18 protein-coding genes and 1 riboswitch are annotated in these 15,302 nt (G+C 33.8%); of the genes, 9 read left to right on the top strand and 9 right to left on the bottom strand.

Annotated features, from left to right (window positions below):
• Positions 1-6 precede the first annotated feature (6 nt).
• Together AD60_RS00155 and AD60_RS00150 are read right to left on the bottom strand one after the other, a co-directional pair.
• The gene (locus AD60_RS00155) at positions 7-819 is read right to left on the bottom strand and encodes a hypothetical protein (protein WP_134080008.1); all 813 of its coding nucleotides are present in this window, start codon (positions 817-819) and stop codon (positions 7-9) included.
• A complete protein-coding gene (locus AD60_RS00150) occupies positions 770-1,603 on the bottom strand; it encodes a Cof-type HAD-IIB family hydrolase (RefSeq protein WP_103875852.1) in 834 nt (277 codons plus the stop codon). Before AD60_RS00150 ends, AD60_RS00155 begins: the two co-directional genes overlap by 50 nt.
• Before the next feature lie 450 nt (positions 1,604-2,053).
• On the opposite strand from AD60_RS00150, the gene AD60_RS00145 reads away from it, so the two are divergent.
• A complete protein-coding gene (locus tag AD60_RS00145) occupies positions 2,054-2,479 on the top strand; it encodes a PPC domain-containing DNA-binding protein (RefSeq protein WP_103875850.1) in 426 nt (141 codons plus the stop codon).
• 30 nt (positions 2,480-2,509) lie between these two features.
• Positions 2,510-3,277 carry a TatD family hydrolase gene (locus tag AD60_RS00140; RefSeq protein WP_103875849.1) on the top strand — a complete coding sequence of 256 codons (768 nt, stop codon included), beginning with the start codon at positions 2,510-2,512 and terminating at the stop codon, positions 3,275-3,277.
• On the opposite strand, the gene fmt is transcribed toward AD60_RS00140, so the two are convergent.
• Genes fmt through surE form a run of 3 tightly spaced genes read right to left on the bottom strand, consistent with a single transcriptional unit; the run spans position 3,264 to position 5,543 of the window.
• Entirely contained in the window at positions 3,264-4,223 is a 960-nt protein-coding gene (gene fmt, locus AD60_RS00135; RefSeq protein WP_103875848.1) for a methionyl-tRNA formyltransferase, read from the bottom strand. The genes AD60_RS00140 and fmt overlap by 14 nt on opposite strands.
• The gene (def, locus tag AD60_RS00130) at positions 4,220-4,780 is read right to left on the bottom strand and encodes a peptide deformylase (protein WP_103875847.1); all 561 of its coding nucleotides are present in this window, start codon (positions 4,778-4,780) and stop codon (positions 4,220-4,222) included. The genes fmt and def overlap by 4 nt, the downstream gene beginning before the upstream one ends.
• A gap of 4 nt (positions 4,781-4,784) precedes the next feature.
• The gene (gene surE, locus AD60_RS00125; RefSeq protein WP_103875846.1) at positions 4,785-5,543 is read right to left on the bottom strand and encodes a 5'/3'-nucleotidase SurE; all 759 of its coding nucleotides are present in this window, start codon (positions 5,541-5,543) and stop codon (positions 4,785-4,787) included.
• A gap of 231 nt (positions 5,544-5,774) precedes the next feature.
• On the opposite strand from surE, the gene AD60_RS00120 reads away from it, so the two are divergent.
• The 6 genes from AD60_RS00120 to AD60_RS00095 all read left to right on the top strand — a co-directional run bounded on the left by AD60_RS00120 (position 5,775) and on the right by AD60_RS00095 (position 11,202).
• Entirely contained in the window at positions 5,775-7,067 is a 1,293-nt protein-coding gene (locus AD60_RS00120; RefSeq protein WP_103875845.1) for a nucleotidyltransferase, read from the top strand.
• 46 nt (positions 7,068-7,113) lie between these two features.
• Positions 7,114-8,637: a glutamine-hydrolyzing GMP synthase gene (guaA, locus tag AD60_RS00115; RefSeq protein ID WP_103875844.1), complete on the top strand. Its 1,524-nt coding sequence runs from the start codon at positions 7,114-7,116 to the stop codon at positions 8,635-8,637.
• Positions 8,638-8,654: 17 nt separating this feature from the next.
• Positions 8,655-9,308 (top strand): histidine phosphatase family protein, encoded by a 654-nt coding sequence (locus AD60_RS00110; protein WP_158248338.1) that lies wholly within the window; start codon positions 8,655-8,657, stop codon positions 9,306-9,308.
• Positions 9,262-10,041: a 2-phosphosulfolactate phosphatase gene (locus AD60_RS00105; RefSeq protein WP_158248337.1), complete on the top strand. Its 780-nt coding sequence runs from the start codon at positions 9,262-9,264 to the stop codon at positions 10,039-10,041. Before AD60_RS00110 ends, AD60_RS00105 begins: the two co-directional genes overlap by 47 nt.
• 27 nt (positions 10,042-10,068) lie before the next feature.
• Positions 10,069-10,629, top strand: a complete 561-nt coding sequence (locus AD60_RS00100) for an ECF transporter S component (protein WP_103875841.1) — start codon at positions 10,069-10,071, stop codon at positions 10,627-10,629.
• A 120-nt stretch (positions 10,630-10,749) separates the two neighbouring features.
• Positions 10,750-11,202, top strand: a complete 453-nt coding sequence (locus AD60_RS00095) for an Rrf2 family transcriptional regulator (protein WP_103875840.1) — start codon at positions 10,750-10,752, stop codon at positions 11,200-11,202.
• Between the two features lie 19 nt (positions 11,203-11,221).
• Here the strand turns inward: AD60_RS00095 and AD60_RS00090 are convergent, their stop codons facing one another.
• From AD60_RS00090 to AD60_RS00075, 4 genes are read right to left on the bottom strand one after another with little or no spacing between them, the layout of a single operon-like run.
• A complete protein-coding gene (locus AD60_RS00090; protein ID WP_103875839.1) occupies positions 11,222-11,968 on the bottom strand; it encodes a PfkB family carbohydrate kinase in 747 nt (248 codons plus the stop codon).
• 9 nt (positions 11,969-11,977) lie between these two features.
• Positions 11,978-12,748, bottom strand: coding sequence for an ABC transporter ATP-binding protein (locus AD60_RS00085; protein ID WP_103875838.1), 771 nt, complete (start codon positions 12,746-12,748; stop codon positions 11,978-11,980).
• Positions 12,745-13,755: an iron ABC transporter permease gene (locus AD60_RS00080; RefSeq protein ID WP_103875837.1), complete on the bottom strand. Its 1,011-nt coding sequence runs from the start codon at positions 13,753-13,755 to the stop codon at positions 12,745-12,747. The genes AD60_RS00085 and AD60_RS00080 overlap by 4 nt, the downstream gene beginning before the upstream one ends.
• Entirely contained in the window at positions 13,752-14,630 is an 879-nt protein-coding gene (locus AD60_RS00075; RefSeq protein ID WP_103875836.1) for an ABC transporter substrate-binding protein, read from the bottom strand. Before AD60_RS00075 ends, AD60_RS00080 begins: the two co-directional genes overlap by 4 nt.
• 68 nt (positions 14,631-14,698) lie before the next feature.
• Positions 14,699-14,876, bottom strand: a riboswitch (cobalamin riboswitch).
• 125 nt (positions 14,877-15,001) lie between these two features.
• On the opposite strand from AD60_RS00075, the gene AD60_RS00070 reads away from it, so the two are divergent.
• Positions 15,002-15,301, top strand: a complete 300-nt coding sequence (locus AD60_RS00070; protein WP_103067570.1) for a stage V sporulation protein S — start codon at positions 15,002-15,004, stop codon at positions 15,299-15,301.
• Position 15,302 lies beyond the last annotated feature (1 nt).

Genomic DNA, 15,302 nt, shown 5'->3' with positions numbered 1-15,302 from the left:
GAACGTTTACCAATTTTTATTTCCGGTAGGTAGTAATTCGCCAGAAAAGACCTTCTTTGCATTTTCCTCCACTGATTTAGAAAAATAGGTTACTGATTTTATATCTGTAGTATTTATTTTTCTATATAATAAATTTTCGCCTTCATCACGCCATCCCGTTAAAATAATGCTATTGCTAAAAATTTCTTGAATAGTCTCTTCAAGAGTACCTTTCCCGTAATTCCATGGAAGGGAAAATAGATTGTTTTTCTGAAGGTAAAGATTATTACCATCAAAAAAGAGGTCCACATTTTTTATTTGATCTGAATAAGTGTAAAATGATCCGCCTTTTTGAAGTAAGGATTGAGTTGCGTTTCTATCGTCTTTAGATGTTACAATGATTACAGGGGTAACACCACTTGTTTCTAATCCTCTTATCATTCGGTAAATGATTTCAGATATCAAATAAGGGGAATTTCCAATATACTTTAAAGGATCATCCGCATCTTTTTCCAAAACCATTAAATTACCGAATACAACAAAATCTATTCCCAAGTTTTTAAGGTAATAACCTAATTCTCTTGAAAAATCCTGAATTAAAGAAAAGTTTCTAACTGAACCTAACGCCAAATAACAAAGTTCGGAATCTATTTCATGTAAATCCAAAAAATACCCCACCATGTAATTTGGGTCTATTTCAGCAATTTCAATATCTTTTAACGTATGAAAAAATTTTCCAACTATATGATTATCCTCTTGTATTATATCGTATATACTTCCAAAAGTAAAGCTAAATATTAACATTGTCGATATCGTCAGCCAGTATCTTTTCAATGGCATATGCCACACCGTCCTCATCGTTACTTGGTATCAAATAATTTGCTACTTTTTTTACATCTTCTTTAGCGTTTCCCATGGCAAAACTGTTTTTTGTTAATTCAAGCATGTCTATATCGTTTTCGGAATCACCAAAAACGTATAGAGTGTTGGGATCTAAGTTGTACATTTTTGAAATTATCTTCAAGCTATTTCCTTTGGAGACATCATAAGGAATAAAATCCAAATAAGTATCCCAAGATTTCATGAGGTTAAACTCTCCTTGAAACTCTTTTTCCGCCAATTTTTTAACGAGGTTTATTTTATCAGGCTCTCCAATTGCTAATATTTTTAATGTTGGGTGAGATGAATTTTCTATTTCAGATATTAAGTCATCTACTAGCACGTAATCAACAAATGAATGTTTAGAGTAATCTCTAATCTCTTTATCGTCTATTTCTGAAATAAGTTTATCGTTTATATAGATATGTCTGTGGATCTTAAGGTCTCTAAGGAATTTTATACATTTGACAGCACTTTCCTTTGAAACACCTTTTTCAAAGACTACTTTTCCATTGAGGTCGACTATGTATCCGCCGTTGTAGGAGGAAATAATCACGTTCCCTTTCAAAAACGGTAGAAAGTTTTCAACAACGTACATAGTCGATGCATACATTCTTCCACTTGCTATTACAATAAGATGGCCTTCTTCTTTCAACTTTTTTAGAGCTTGATATGTTTTTGGTGAAATTCTTACCTCAGAATTTAAAAGAGTACCATCCAAATCAAAAACAAAAGCTTTTTTCATCTTCTTCTCCTTTCCAAACTGTAACCTTTTTAGAAGCAAAAACTTATTTTTAAAAATTAGTTAGTTTCTAAAATATTTATTCTATCTACGTTTGCGCCCCTTCGCCCCGCAGCCCACCCATGGCCATTAAGGGGGTTCCCCTTAAAAACCCCAAATCAAGGTCAAAATCATTTAAAAACATTTTTTGCACACTGCGGCAAATGCTCCCACCCATCTAGGGAAGTGATTTTCTCACCCTTTCAACCCGTTCCACGTCCATTAAGGAAGGGATCCTGTTACCCCTTCGCTCCGTAGCCTGAGAGAATTTTAAACGTTCTTTTATATTTTATCATAAAAATCATTAATTATAAATTAATAAAGCACCCTTATAATGTTTTTCTTTTGCTTAAAGCCATCATAACAAATGTGTGGTATGATTTTCATTAATCTAATTGGAGGGGGGAGTATCGAATGGATTATGCTAAATTTGGTAGTAAATACATAGTTAGATTAGATAAGGGAGAAGAAATATTTTCAACTTTGAAAGACTTTTGTACAAAAAATTCAATAAAATTAGGCACTGTATATGGTTTAGGTTCAACGAACGCTATAACTATTGGTTTGTTCAATACCCATGAGAAGAAATACTATTCAAAAGAGTTTAAAGGAGACTTTGAAATATTGAATCTCACAGGAAATATATCTACTATGAATGGAGAGACTTATTTGCACTTACATGTGATTATCTCAGATTCTGATCTTCGTTCATATGGTGGGCATTTGAATTCTGCAATAGTTAGTGGAACCGCAGAAATAATCGTTGAAAGTATAGATGGCACTGTAGATAGAAAATTTGATTCAGAAGTTGGTCTCAATCTGTATAATTTTAGAAGATAGTGTATTCTATTTGAGAAGGGAGTAAATAAATTGAATTTTATTGATACTCATTGCCACTTGTTACTCAAACAGTTTGATGAGGATAGACAAGAGATAATGAAAAAAGTTAATGAAGAGTTGGATCTGTTGATCGAAATAGGTATAAACGTAGAGACTTCTAAAAATGTAGTTGATTTCGTAAAAAATAAAGAAAAAATATTCGGAACTGTTGGGATACATCCCACCGAAAGCGAAGGTTTAAAGGAAACGGATTTAGATGAAATAAAAGAACTATCAAGAAAACCTAAGATAGTTGCAATTGGAGAAATCGGATTGGATTTTCATTGGGAAACTAATAAACAGGACCAGTATAAAAGTTTGGATACCCAATTAGATATTGCTAAAGAGGTAGGCTTACCAGTAGTTTTTCATATTAGAGATGCGTATGATGAGGCATACAATTTTTTACAAAAAAAAGGATTATCTGAGTATAAAGGTGTGGTTCATTGCTTTTCAAGTGATTGGGAAAAGGCTCAGAAATTTTTGGATTTGGGCTTATATATAGGGTTTGATGGTCCAATTACTTATCCAAAAAATAATAAATTGAGGGAAGTGGTTGAAAAAACACCTGTTGAAAGAATTTTGCCTGAAACAGATTCCCCTTTTTTACCTCCTGTACCTTTTAGAGGAAAAAGGAACAAACCAACCTACGTAAAGTATATTTATGAGAAAATATCAGAAATAAAAGGGATTGATATTGAAACTTTGAAAGAGATAATAAAAAGCAACGTTGAAAAGCTATTCTTTAATAAGGTCTAAACTGCCCAAGTAATTTTAGTTTTTTGCCATTGATGGCATCTATTGTGGTTATCTTTTTTTTACCTGGGAATTGTATCTCTTTCACTTTTACAGCCCCATTTCTACATTTTACAATTATGCCATCTTTTTCAATATCAATTATTGTTCCTGGCTCTTCTTTATTTTCAATTGTCGTCAAATCAACAGAAAATTCCGAGCCAAACATCTTTACCTCTTCTTTTTCGTATATGCTTCTTACTCCAGGGTAGGGATCGTAAGCTCTAATTTTGTTATGAACCTTTAGAGTATCATTATCAAAATCTACAATTAGGTCTTCTTTTGTAATTTTTTCTGCATATGAGGCTTCTTCTTCATTTTGTGGTTTCAAAATTAACCGATCGAATGAATTTAAAAACTCCAACACAGTTTCTTTGGCAAGAGCTAATAATTTTTCATAAACTACGCCATAATTGTCGTTTATTTCAATGGGTATACTTTTTTGAATGGCAATATCTCCTGCGTCCAGAGCTTCTACCATCTTGAAAATACTGATTCCTGTTTCTTTTTCTCCGTTTTCTATAGCTCTTTGAATAGGAGCAGCTCCCCTATATTTTGGCAACAGAGATGCATGAACGTTCCAACATCCTTTTTGTGGTAGTTTTAAAACGTTTTTTCTCAATATTTTTCCAAAAGCAGCCGTAATAATAATATCAGGATTCAACTCTTTCAAAAAGTCAAAGCCTTCTCCTTTATTAACACTTTTTGGTTGAAATATGGGAATATTGTATTTGAGGGCAATTTCCTTAGCTGGAGTTGGTTGAAGTTTTTTTCCGCGCCCTCTAGGTCTGTCAGGTTGGGAAAATACTCCGACAACATTAAAATTGTGATTTATTAATTCTTCTAAAACTTCAGCTCCAAAATCAGGGGTACCCATGAAAACAATTTTAAAATCGTTGTTAGTTGTCATAATTTAACCTTATCCTCTAACTCTAATGAGCGATTTTTCCCCTTTTCTATCAGTTTGTTTAATTCTTTTTTTAACCTGGCTTTCTTTACAAGGGGTAATTTGTCGGTGAATAAAATCCCATCAAGATGATCTGTTTCATGTTGGAATATTCTTGCCTGATATCCGTGAAGATCTTCCTCAATAACTTTTCCGCTTAAATCCTGGTAACGAACCTTCACACCTTCTGCTCTTACTACATCTTCAAATATATCAGGAATGCTTAAACACCCTTCTTCAAAGCTAACCTCTTTTCCCAAGAACTCTATTATTTCGGGGTTAATAACAACTTTTTTGCCCTTTTCGTTATTTGCCGTGAGGCTGTCTCCTTCGTTTTCTCTAGAATCCATAATAAAAAACCTCAACGATATTCCCACTTGAGGTGCGGCTAAACCTACTCCGTCGTATAGATACATTGTCGAAAACATTTCATCAATGACATTTTTTAAGTTTTCATCGATTTTTTCCACTTTTTTCGCCCTTTTTCTTAAAACAGGGTCTCCAATGAGTCGAATTTCCATCTCTTTAAACCTCCAACCGTGATTTTAATTCATCTATAAAATCATACTTTGTCATGAAAACACTCAGTGGGGTTACAGAAACATAACCTTGTTTTATTACATTATAATCTGAATTATCATCGTTATCATCTTCTATGATATTTCCCAACATCCAATAATAAGAATTTCCAAAAGGATCTTTTCTTTCTTCAAAGTAATCTTGGTATCTTCTTCTGCTTTGCTTGGTAATTTTTAAACCTTTCATTTCATCATACGGAATTCTTGGGATGTTAATGTTTAATGTAGTAAATTCAGGCCAATTGTTCAAATCTAATTTTTCCAAGATATTCAAAACAACCTTTGCCCCATCTTCGAAGTTAGGATTAGAAAAGTCAACACAGGAAACAGCGATAGAAGGATAACCACCAACAGCACCTTCTAATGCTGCAGACACGGTACCAGAATAAAGGACATCCGTTCCCAGATTCGCTCCCCTGTTTATACCGGAGATTACAAAGTCGAAATGTATATCTTTATATATTGCATCTAATCCTATTTTAACACAGTCAGCAGGTGTTCCATTCACTGCATGACCAAAAAAAGTATCTCCAAACTTAACTTTTTTAGCCCAAAGAGGGTTTCTGACTGTAATTCCATGTCCAGTTGCACTTCGTTCTATATCGGGGGCGACAACGTAAACATTATGCTTTTCTTGCAGATAAGTTTTTAAAGTAATAATACCTGGAGACATTATTCCATCGTCATTTGAAAGTAAAATATTCATTAGTTTCTATGACTCCTTTTTTAATTATATCGGTTGGATTATTTTTTATAATTTTAACATATTTAGATTATAATTCATTAAATACTTAATTAATTTTTTTGCTGCTTTCTGCAAAAAACTTTATTCGTAATGCTTTTGAACAGCACCCAAAACCTCATTTGCTCTGCAAATGACGTATACAAATATGGTATAATAAATATAAAAGGCTATTTTTTAAAAAGGAGATCAATTTTGAAAGTTTTAGGTATAGTTGTTGAATACAATCCTTTTCATAACGGGCACCTCCATCATTTGAAAGAAGCTAAAACTTTAATTAACCCTGATTACACAATCGCTGTAATGAGTGGGAATTTTGTCCAAAGAGGAGAACCTGCAATCTTGGATAAGTTTTCTCGAGCCGAAATTGCTGTTAATATGGGAGTAGACGTTGTCTTGGAATTACCATTTGTCTATTGTATACAAGATGCAAGTGGATTCGCAACAGGAGCCATAGGCGTATTAGAGAGAACCAATGTTGTTACAGATATAGTTTTTGGAAGTGAATCTAGTAATTTAGAAGTTTTAGATAAAATATCGAACATTTTATACGAGCAACCCAAAAATTTTAAGAAGTTACTCAACAAAAATTTAAAAAAAGGTTTATCCTTCCCAAATGCTAGAAAGTTTGCTTTAGTTGAGCATTTAGAATCTTCAAATTACGAACACAATGTACTAGACATATTAGAGCAATCAAACGATATCTTAGGTTTGGAGTATTTAAATGCCTTAAAATTATATAATTCAAAGATCGTTCCACATACTATTCAAAGAATAAAGGCGGAATACAATCAAAAAGAATTCACCGGTGAAATTTCCAGCGCCACTGCAATACGAAATCTTATAGAAAAAAAAGAGATGAACAAAGTTAAGCAAGGAGTTCCACCCTTTTCTTATGAAGTTCTACTTAGGGAGATTGAGAAAGGTAAAGCCCCAATAATATTTGAAGATATGCGAGACATAGTTTTAGCTAAGTTGCGAATGATGAAAAGAGAAGAATTCATTCAGATAGACGGAGTAAAAGAAGGATTAGAAACAAGGTATTCAAAATTTTCCAAAACAAGTTCCAATCTTACAGAATTAGTAAACAACGTTAAGACGAAAAGGTTTACGTTGACAAGAGTGAAAAGGACGCTTTTAAAGATTCTATTTGATTTAAAAGAGAAAGATGTAAAATTATATAACAATTATGGACCACAATATTTAAGGGTTTTAGCCTTCACAAAGAAGGGTCAAGAATTGCTGGGTAAAATAAAAGATCTTTCTACTTATCCAATTATTACTACCCCATCGAGATACAGAAAAATATATAATAGATTAAACGACAAACTATTATCAAGTAAAAAAAAGTATGAAAGTATACCTGAAATCTATTTAAATCAGATTGAATACGATTTTTTGGCAAGTAATATTTACACTTTATTATACAAAAATACAAATTTATCCTCATACGAACCTGATAAAAAAAATAGGGTTATAATTTTATGATCTTATGGGTTTATAGTAAAAGCATATCAATTTCGGAGGTCTCTCAATGGAAAAGATTCTTGTCATCGATTATGGTTCTCAGTACACTCAGCTTCTAGCAAAAAGGATTAGAGATCTGGGGGTATTTTCAGAAGTAGCACAATATGACGATACTATATCCCTTAACAACGTGAAAGGTATAGTCTTGTCCGGTGGACCTGATAGTGTTTATGATGTTGATGCTCCCCATGTATCAGATGAAATATTTCATGCCAAACTTCCTATTTTAGGTATCTGTTATGGGATGCAGCTTTTGGCGAAGAAACTTGGTGGAAAGGTTGAACAAAGAGGTATAGCTGAGTATGGAAAAACTAAAATTTCCATAACCAACCAATCTCTGTTATTTAAAAAGCTTCCAAGCGTATTTAACGTTTGGATGAGCCATAAGGATATGGTGACGAAAGTTCCTGAGAAATTTAGAATTACTTCTCTCACTTCAAACAATATCATCTCTTCTTTTGAAAACGAATCAGAAAATATATACTGCATCCAATTTCACCCTGAAGTTAGGCATACTGAATTTGGAATCGATATATTGAAAAATTTTGTTCATGGCATATGTGGGTTGAAAGGTTCATGGACTTTGATGGACTTTGTTGAAGATAAGATAAATAAAATAAAAGACACAATCGGTGATAAAAAAGCGATTATAGCTTTATCAGGAGGAGTAGATTCATCGGTTGCCGCTGTATTAACCCACAGAGCTATAGGAAACAACCTGAAAGCCATCTTTGTAAACCATGGCCTTTTGAGAATGAATGAGGTTGAAGAAGTTGAAAGTACGTTCAGAGACTATATCGGTTTAAATTTGACCACCGTAGATGCCCAAGAACAATTTTTAGGCAAATTAAAAGGAATCACTGATCCTGAACAAAAACGTAAAATAATTGGCGAAGAGTTTATCAGAGTTTTTGAAGAAGAAGCAAAAAAAGAGAAAGATTGTGAGTATTTAATTCAAGGAACAATATATTCAGATGTCATAGAAAGTGCGAAATCTGGAAAAAAAACATTCAAGATTAAGAGTCATCACAACGTGGGGGGACTTCCAGAGAATATAGACTTAAAAATAGTAGAGCCACTTAGAGAATTATTTAAAGATGAAGTTCGAAGTGTAGGAGAAATCTTAGGGCTCCCAAGGGAAATACTGTACAGGCATCCATTTCCAGGGCCAGGATTAGCTATTCGAATCATTGGTGAAATTACCGAAGAAAAACTGACAATTTTAAAAAAAGTTGATAATATTTTTATCAAAACACTAAAAGAAACAGGTTGGTACGATAAAGTATGGCAAGCCTTTGCCATATTAATACCGATAAGAACTGTAGGTATAACTGGGGATAAAAGAAGTTATGGTTATGTGGTATCTTTAAGGGCTGTTGATAGTGTGGAGGGTATGACCGCAGATTGGTCTAAAATTCCCTTTGAAATTTTGGACTTGGTTTCCAGCAGAATAACCAACGAAGTTGAAGAAATTACCAGAGTGGTTTACGATATCTCATCAAAGCCCCCTGCCACAATAGAATGGGAATAATTGGAGGTGTCTGTGTTTTGGATATTTACTTAGTAAGACATGGAGCTACACTTTGGAACAAAATGGGGATTTGGCAAGGCCAAAGAGACGTAGAGCTTGATGAAGAAGGGATTAATCAGGCTAAGGCAACCGCAGAAAGATTCAAAAATATCAAAATAGATGGGATGTATACATCCGTTTTACAAAGGGCTATTAAAACGGCAGAAATCATCAATCAATACCACAATTTGCAAATAAAAAAAGATTCCGATTTGAACGAATGTAATATAGGAAAATGGGATGGGAAAAAGATAGAAGAGATACTTCTTAATTACAAAGAAGAATTGGAGTATTGGCATAAGGATATCTGGGCCTCAGTGGAAGATGTTGAGACTTTAGGTGATGTGCAAAGAAGGGCGGTAAGGGCTATAAAAAGAATAGTTAAGGAGCATAAATTAGAGGATAAAATAGTTGTGGTTGCACATGGTTTAGCTATTAGGACTATCATTTCATGGATTCTCAATATTCCACTTAATCAACATACCTCTTTTAGAGTTGACAATGCATCCGTTTCACATGTAATATATGAGGGAGATTATAGATACGTTTTAGCTTCTTTAAATGAAACGTGGCATCTTGAATATTATGGGCTTGAAACTTATCTTACTCCAGAAGAAAAGGAGATCGATTAAGATAAAAGAAGAAAGTCTATTCGAACCAGAATTGAATGTCTATTTTCTGCCGAATGAAAATATAAAAAATCATCAAATCTATATACTTATAGATCTTTTAAGGGCTACTTCTAGCATATCAGCATTACTCCATTGTGGTGCTGAAGAAATTTTTGTAACAGATAGCATCGAAGTGGCAAAAGAATTAAAAAAGATGGGATATTTACTCGCAGGGGAAAGAGAAGCAATAAAGTTAGAAGGTTTTGATTTTGGCAATTCCCCATTAGAGTTTTTAAATAATTCTGATAAAATAAGGAAAAAATCCATTGTACTAACTACTTCCAACGGATCAAAAGCTATGAAAAAAACAAGCGAACTGGGAGATATAATTGCCCTTTCATTGTTGAATTTTTCTTCCGTGGTTGAATTCATAATACAAGGGAATTATCAAAGTATTGGAGTAGTTTGTTCTGGTACCAACCGTTCAATTTCTTTTGAAGATTCATATCTGGGTGGATTATTTGTTCAAAAAATCATGGAAAAACAAACTTATCACTTAAATGACGGAGCAAAAGTATCCTTAAATTTAACTAAATGTAAAAAGAGTTACGTTATGGATTCTGATCATGCCAAAAGACTAAAAGCTTTGGGACTTAAAGATGATCTTGAATTTTGTTTCAACATGGATTTGTTTCAAGTGGTACCTTATTCAAAACAAAACAGTTATACTTTCAAAAATCTAATATCAATTTAAATTCGTATATCAGAAGGGGGCAATTTAATGAAGAATTCTGCTTCTCAGCATACAGCTGTAAAAAGGGTTGCAAGATCACCTGTTTATATAGCGTTGGGAGTTGTTGTCTTTTCATTTTTGGTTCATAGCATCGGTAATCCAATGCTGGGAATTATAATCTTACCGTTGCATTTTGTTGCTTTAATGGCTGGTATCATGGAAGGGGCAACGATTGGATTACTTGTAGGGGCTTTAATGCCTGTTTTAAATTTTTTACTTTTCGGTATGCCGCCATTCCCTGTTTTCATATTTATGACCATAGAAGTTGCAACCTATGGATTTATATCAGGCCTTTTAAATAAGAAAAATATTTATTTGGATCTCTTAGTATCTATGTTGATAGGTAGGGGTGTATATATGGTAGCTTACTACACCATAGGATTAATCCTTAATATAAATCTTAGCCCTTTAACTTCAATTTTGATGAGTTATGTGTTCGGGATTCCTGGTATAATTCTTCAACTAATATTCATACCGATGATTGTGAAAAGAATGCCTTTTTCTATTAGGGCGAATAGTGAGGCAAAAAAGCGTCAAAACAAACTTTAGTGTTTCTTAAAAAAATTTATTAATTTTGGGACGCCTTCAGGAAAAAATGATTTGGGTTAAATGTAGCAATTTGTGGGTGAAGGGATTGTTTATAAAAAAAATAAAAGGGGTGGGACCTTCATGTCTTTAACAATCAAGAGCTGTTATGCTATACGTGGTTTATATGAAATGTATAAACTTCAAAATAGAATCAAAGATGAGGAAAACATCAAAATCTCAATATCGAAGATTGCGGAAAGTTCAGGTATTTCACAAGAATTTTTGGCAAAGATATTTGCCAAATTAAAAAAAGCTGAAATAGTTTCTTCGGAAAAAGGTAAATTTGGAGGATTTTATTTTACAAAGGCTCCTGAGGAAATCAAACTTTCCGAAATCGTAGAGGTTTTAGAAGAACCGTTGAACTCTTACGATTGTATTTCCGAGGGTGAATGTGAAAATCAAAAAATTTGTCCCGTAGAGTTTGTCTGGCAAAGGGTACGAAAAGCAATATTTAACGAGTTATCTAATATCACTTTGAAAGACGTGATAGAATGTGGGCATAAAAAGGAAGCTTTAGCTTCTGAAAATGAATGAATCGAATTAATTACTATAACTATATATTGATAATTTTATTGTAAGCACCCAAGTATTCTGAGACTTTTTGAGTAGCGTTAACGGCATTATGTAGAATTTGCTCTTTTTCTATATTATTTAAAATTCCGTCTATGAAGACCGTGTCAAACACATCTCCCATACCGATTTGGTATGAAGCCTTTCTGCCAGATAATGCCACTATCTTTTCACCCCATTTAGCGCCTTTTTTCCCCAGTTTTACAACATCGCAAGTGAATAGAAAATCTTTGCACTCTTTTTCGTTGCCGATGAAAAAAACATTTTCACACTTTTTATCTATTAATTTTGGTCTAGGACCTATATCAAAAAAGGTTTTTTTGTAGTTCAGAAAAATATTGCTGTTTATTATTCGTTCGTTCGTTTCGGTAGTGATGAAGAGATACTCTGATTTTTTCTTTGGTATAATCAAGTCTAAATCGTTTATTCTTCTATCTACTGCAATGGGCTTTTCATTCATTGTGATGAAAGTAGCCGTGTGTTGATCTACTTTCTTTATCCATTCAACATTAACAGAATGAAAGGATAGCTTCTCCAATAAAAACTCTCCAACGAAATCTTTGCCCACGTTACCGAACATTCTTACGTTATGACCTAATCGAGCAAGACCAATAGCCACATTTAACGCGGATCCTCCAGGAAGTTGTAGAATTTTTGAATTGTGATTACCATCATTTTTCAGTATATAAATGTCTAAAAAGATTCCACCAATAACATCGATAGTAGCCATTTTCACACCTTATTTAAATAAAATTTGAGGAACTTTTTTAACCGGATGTTTTATAATATAAGCATTCATCTCAAAGATTTCATCCATGATGGATTCATTTAACACCTCTGCCGGTGTACCAGAGTATCTAATAGATCCATCCTTCATAACGATTATTTTATCAGAGAATAACGCCGCATTATTCACATCGTGAAATACTGCTAGAACCGTTTTCTTTTCTTTGGTAACCATTTCCTTAACCAATTTCAAAAGGCTTTGGGTGTAACCGGGGTCTAAATGCGAAGAGAATTCATCTAAAAGCAATACGGGCGTTTGTTGAGCTATTGCTCGAGCTATCATAACTTTTTGCTTTTCTCCTCCTGACAATGATGAAAAGGGCTTGTTCTTATAACTTATCAGTCCAACAGTTTTAAGAGCTTCATCGATAATTCTTCTGTCTTGTTCTGATTCAAAAAAGTTTATCCTCTTTGAAAAAGGTATTCTTGACGTTGAAACTATACTTTCCAAATCATAATCGAAAGAGGTGTTGAATTCTTGGGGTACAACGGCTACCTTCTTCGAAAGCTCTTTATACGAATAATTCTTTAATTCATTGTTTTGTAGAATTATTTCTCCCTTGTAATTTCTTAGAATCCCTGAAAGAATCTTGATAAGAGTACTTTTACCTGCTCCATTTGGGCCAATTATAGAAATAATATCTCCTTTTTTTATTTTTAAATCTTCGATTTTCAAAAAAAAGCCATTCCCATAAGTGAAACGGACGTTTTTAAACGTTATCATATTTTCTCTTTTCTCCTCATGACGAAAATGAATATTGGGGCACCTACTATTGATGTTACCACACCTATAGGAAGTTCTGTGGGAGCAAATAATGTTCTGGAAACAAAATCTGCAGACATTAAAAACATTCCTCCTATGAAAAGCGAGTACAAGTTTGAAATAAAAGAATATGGCCCTTTAACGATTCTAACTATATGAGGGATTATAAGCCCTACAAAACCTATTATTCCTACTTGTGATACGGTAAAAGATACTGCGAAAACGTTTATTACGATCAAAAAAAGCTTCAATCGATCGGGATTTATTCCAGAAAATACTGCCATGTCATCTCCCATCGAAAGAACGTTCAATTGTTTGGAAAATAATAAAACTAAAACAAATTGAATGATGAGCGTAAAAAACAATTTAAAATTATCACTCCAAATTAAATCCCCCGTACTTCCCATCAACCAGATGTTGACATGAATTAAGTTTCTCCAGTACATCACGGTAAAAAGTGTAGTAAATGAATTAAACAAAAAGCTAATTATTACACCACTTAGTATTAGAGATAAAACGGGAAGTTTTTTACCCTGTCGCGCCAATATTAAAACAATAAATGTTGCAAATATGCCAAAAAGAAAAGAAAAAGTTTCTAATCCAAGAAAAAGGGAAAGACCATAAATGCTGCTCAACGCTGTGTATAATACTGCACCAAAGCTTGCTCCTGACGAGATTCCTAAAATGTATGGATCTGCGAGAGGATTTTGTACTACCAATTGTAAGACATTCCCAGAGACTGCCAATATGCTACCTACTAGAAAACTTCCAACCACTCTTGGAAGTCTTATGTTTAAAATCAAATTGTTGTAAATATCGTTGTTGCTTTTACCCATTAAAGAGTTGAAGATGTCCTCAACAGGAATCTTTACACTCCCAAAAGATGTGAAAAGTAAAATTAATATAAAGCTCGAGATTGTAAGAAATAAAACAAGGGGGGCTTCCCCTTGTTTTTGGATGATTTTCATCTGTTTTCACCAAAATACTCATATAATTGTTCAAGGACATCGAGCAGCGATGGAGAAGGTTGATGCATTTTGTTACCATCGACTATTACAATTTTTCCTTCTTTAACAGCTTTCACGTTTTCAAACTGTTTGGCATTCAAGAGAGCATTTTTAGCGGTTTCGTCGCCTTCATAGTATGAGTCAACGATTATGATATCAGGATTTTGAGCAACGACGAATTCAGGTCCAACGGGTAAAAAACCATTGTTCCCAGTATATGGAGCGGCTAAATTTAATCCTCCAGCGTAAGCAATTAACTCATTTATGTATGAACCGGTTCCTGCCGTCCAAATTTCAGATACGTTATTTTGAACCATTAAATATAGCACTGTTGGCTTGTTTTTCCAAGTGAAAGAACTTTTAGCGATACTTAAAACACTTTGTCGTAGTTCATTTGAAATAGCCTGGGCTTTTTCTCTTTCACCCAATATACTCCCAATTAATACAATTTCCCTGTAAATATCGTTGAAACTTACTGGATTAATCACAAACGATTTGATATTGTATCTTTCCAACCTGCTAATCTCAGGTTCTTGAAATCCTCCTGTTAAAAAAACAACATCCGGATTCAAAGAAACTATTTTCTCCAGGTTTAAAGGAACTAAATTACCAATTTTCTCGGCATCAATATTAATATCCCAGTCAGTAACGCCCAGAACTTTTTCCTCTAAACCTAGAAATTTGATGTAATCAGATACAGCTGGTGCGGCAGAAATAACCCTGTTAACTTCTCCTTCAAAGGGGACTAATCTTCCAAGATCATCCACCATAAAATACGCTGCCGACACAACAACCGACAAAAAAATAGCAAAAAATGTAAATAATACCTTCCTCATCCCAAATGGCCTCCTTATATAAATTAGCGCCATTTAAATATTTTTTTCTATCTCTTTGGCGCGAAGAGATAGAAAAAGCTGCATTATTCAGGTCTCCCGACTTTCGGATCACTCTACTCCTTACGCCTTCCCGGAACTTTCCAGTGACTTTTTGTAAGTTTCGTCCCCGATTACGGTGGCGCGACCGTAACGGATTTTCACCGTTTTCCCTTGAAATAATGCAGTAAATATTAACTTCCTTACTTGCCGTGAGGCTGTTTCCTTTTCAATTATACCACATAGGTATTCTTTGTTCAATTTTTTCTTTGACATTATTTAAATTTGTGATAAAATAACTTTATATAGCCTGTCCACAAAGGAGGAGCCAAGACATGGAAGTGTTGAAAGTTAGTCATTCATCCGCACCGAACAAAGTAGCAGGAGCTATAGCGGGGGTTTTATCAAAAACAGACGAAGTTGAGCTACAAGCTATTGGAGCTGGAGCAGTTAATCAAGCAGTGAAGGCTATTGCCATTGCAAAGAGATTTATCGAGGCTAAAGGAAAAGAGATATACGTTATTCCTGGTTTTGTGGAGGTTGAAGTAGGTTCGGAAAAAAGAACGGGTATTAAGTTTAAAGTGGTGGCTAAGGTTTCTGAAAATATTTCCCCAGAAGAGTATTCTCAACATTAAA

The organism is Petrotoga sp. SL27, from assembly GCF_002924605.1.
Taxonomy (GTDB): Bacteria; Thermotogota; Thermotogae; order Petrotogales; family Petrotogaceae; genus Petrotoga; species Petrotoga sibirica.
Note: the sequence above shows the minus strand (reverse complement) of the source record. Positions and strands in the feature narration are given on the sequence as shown.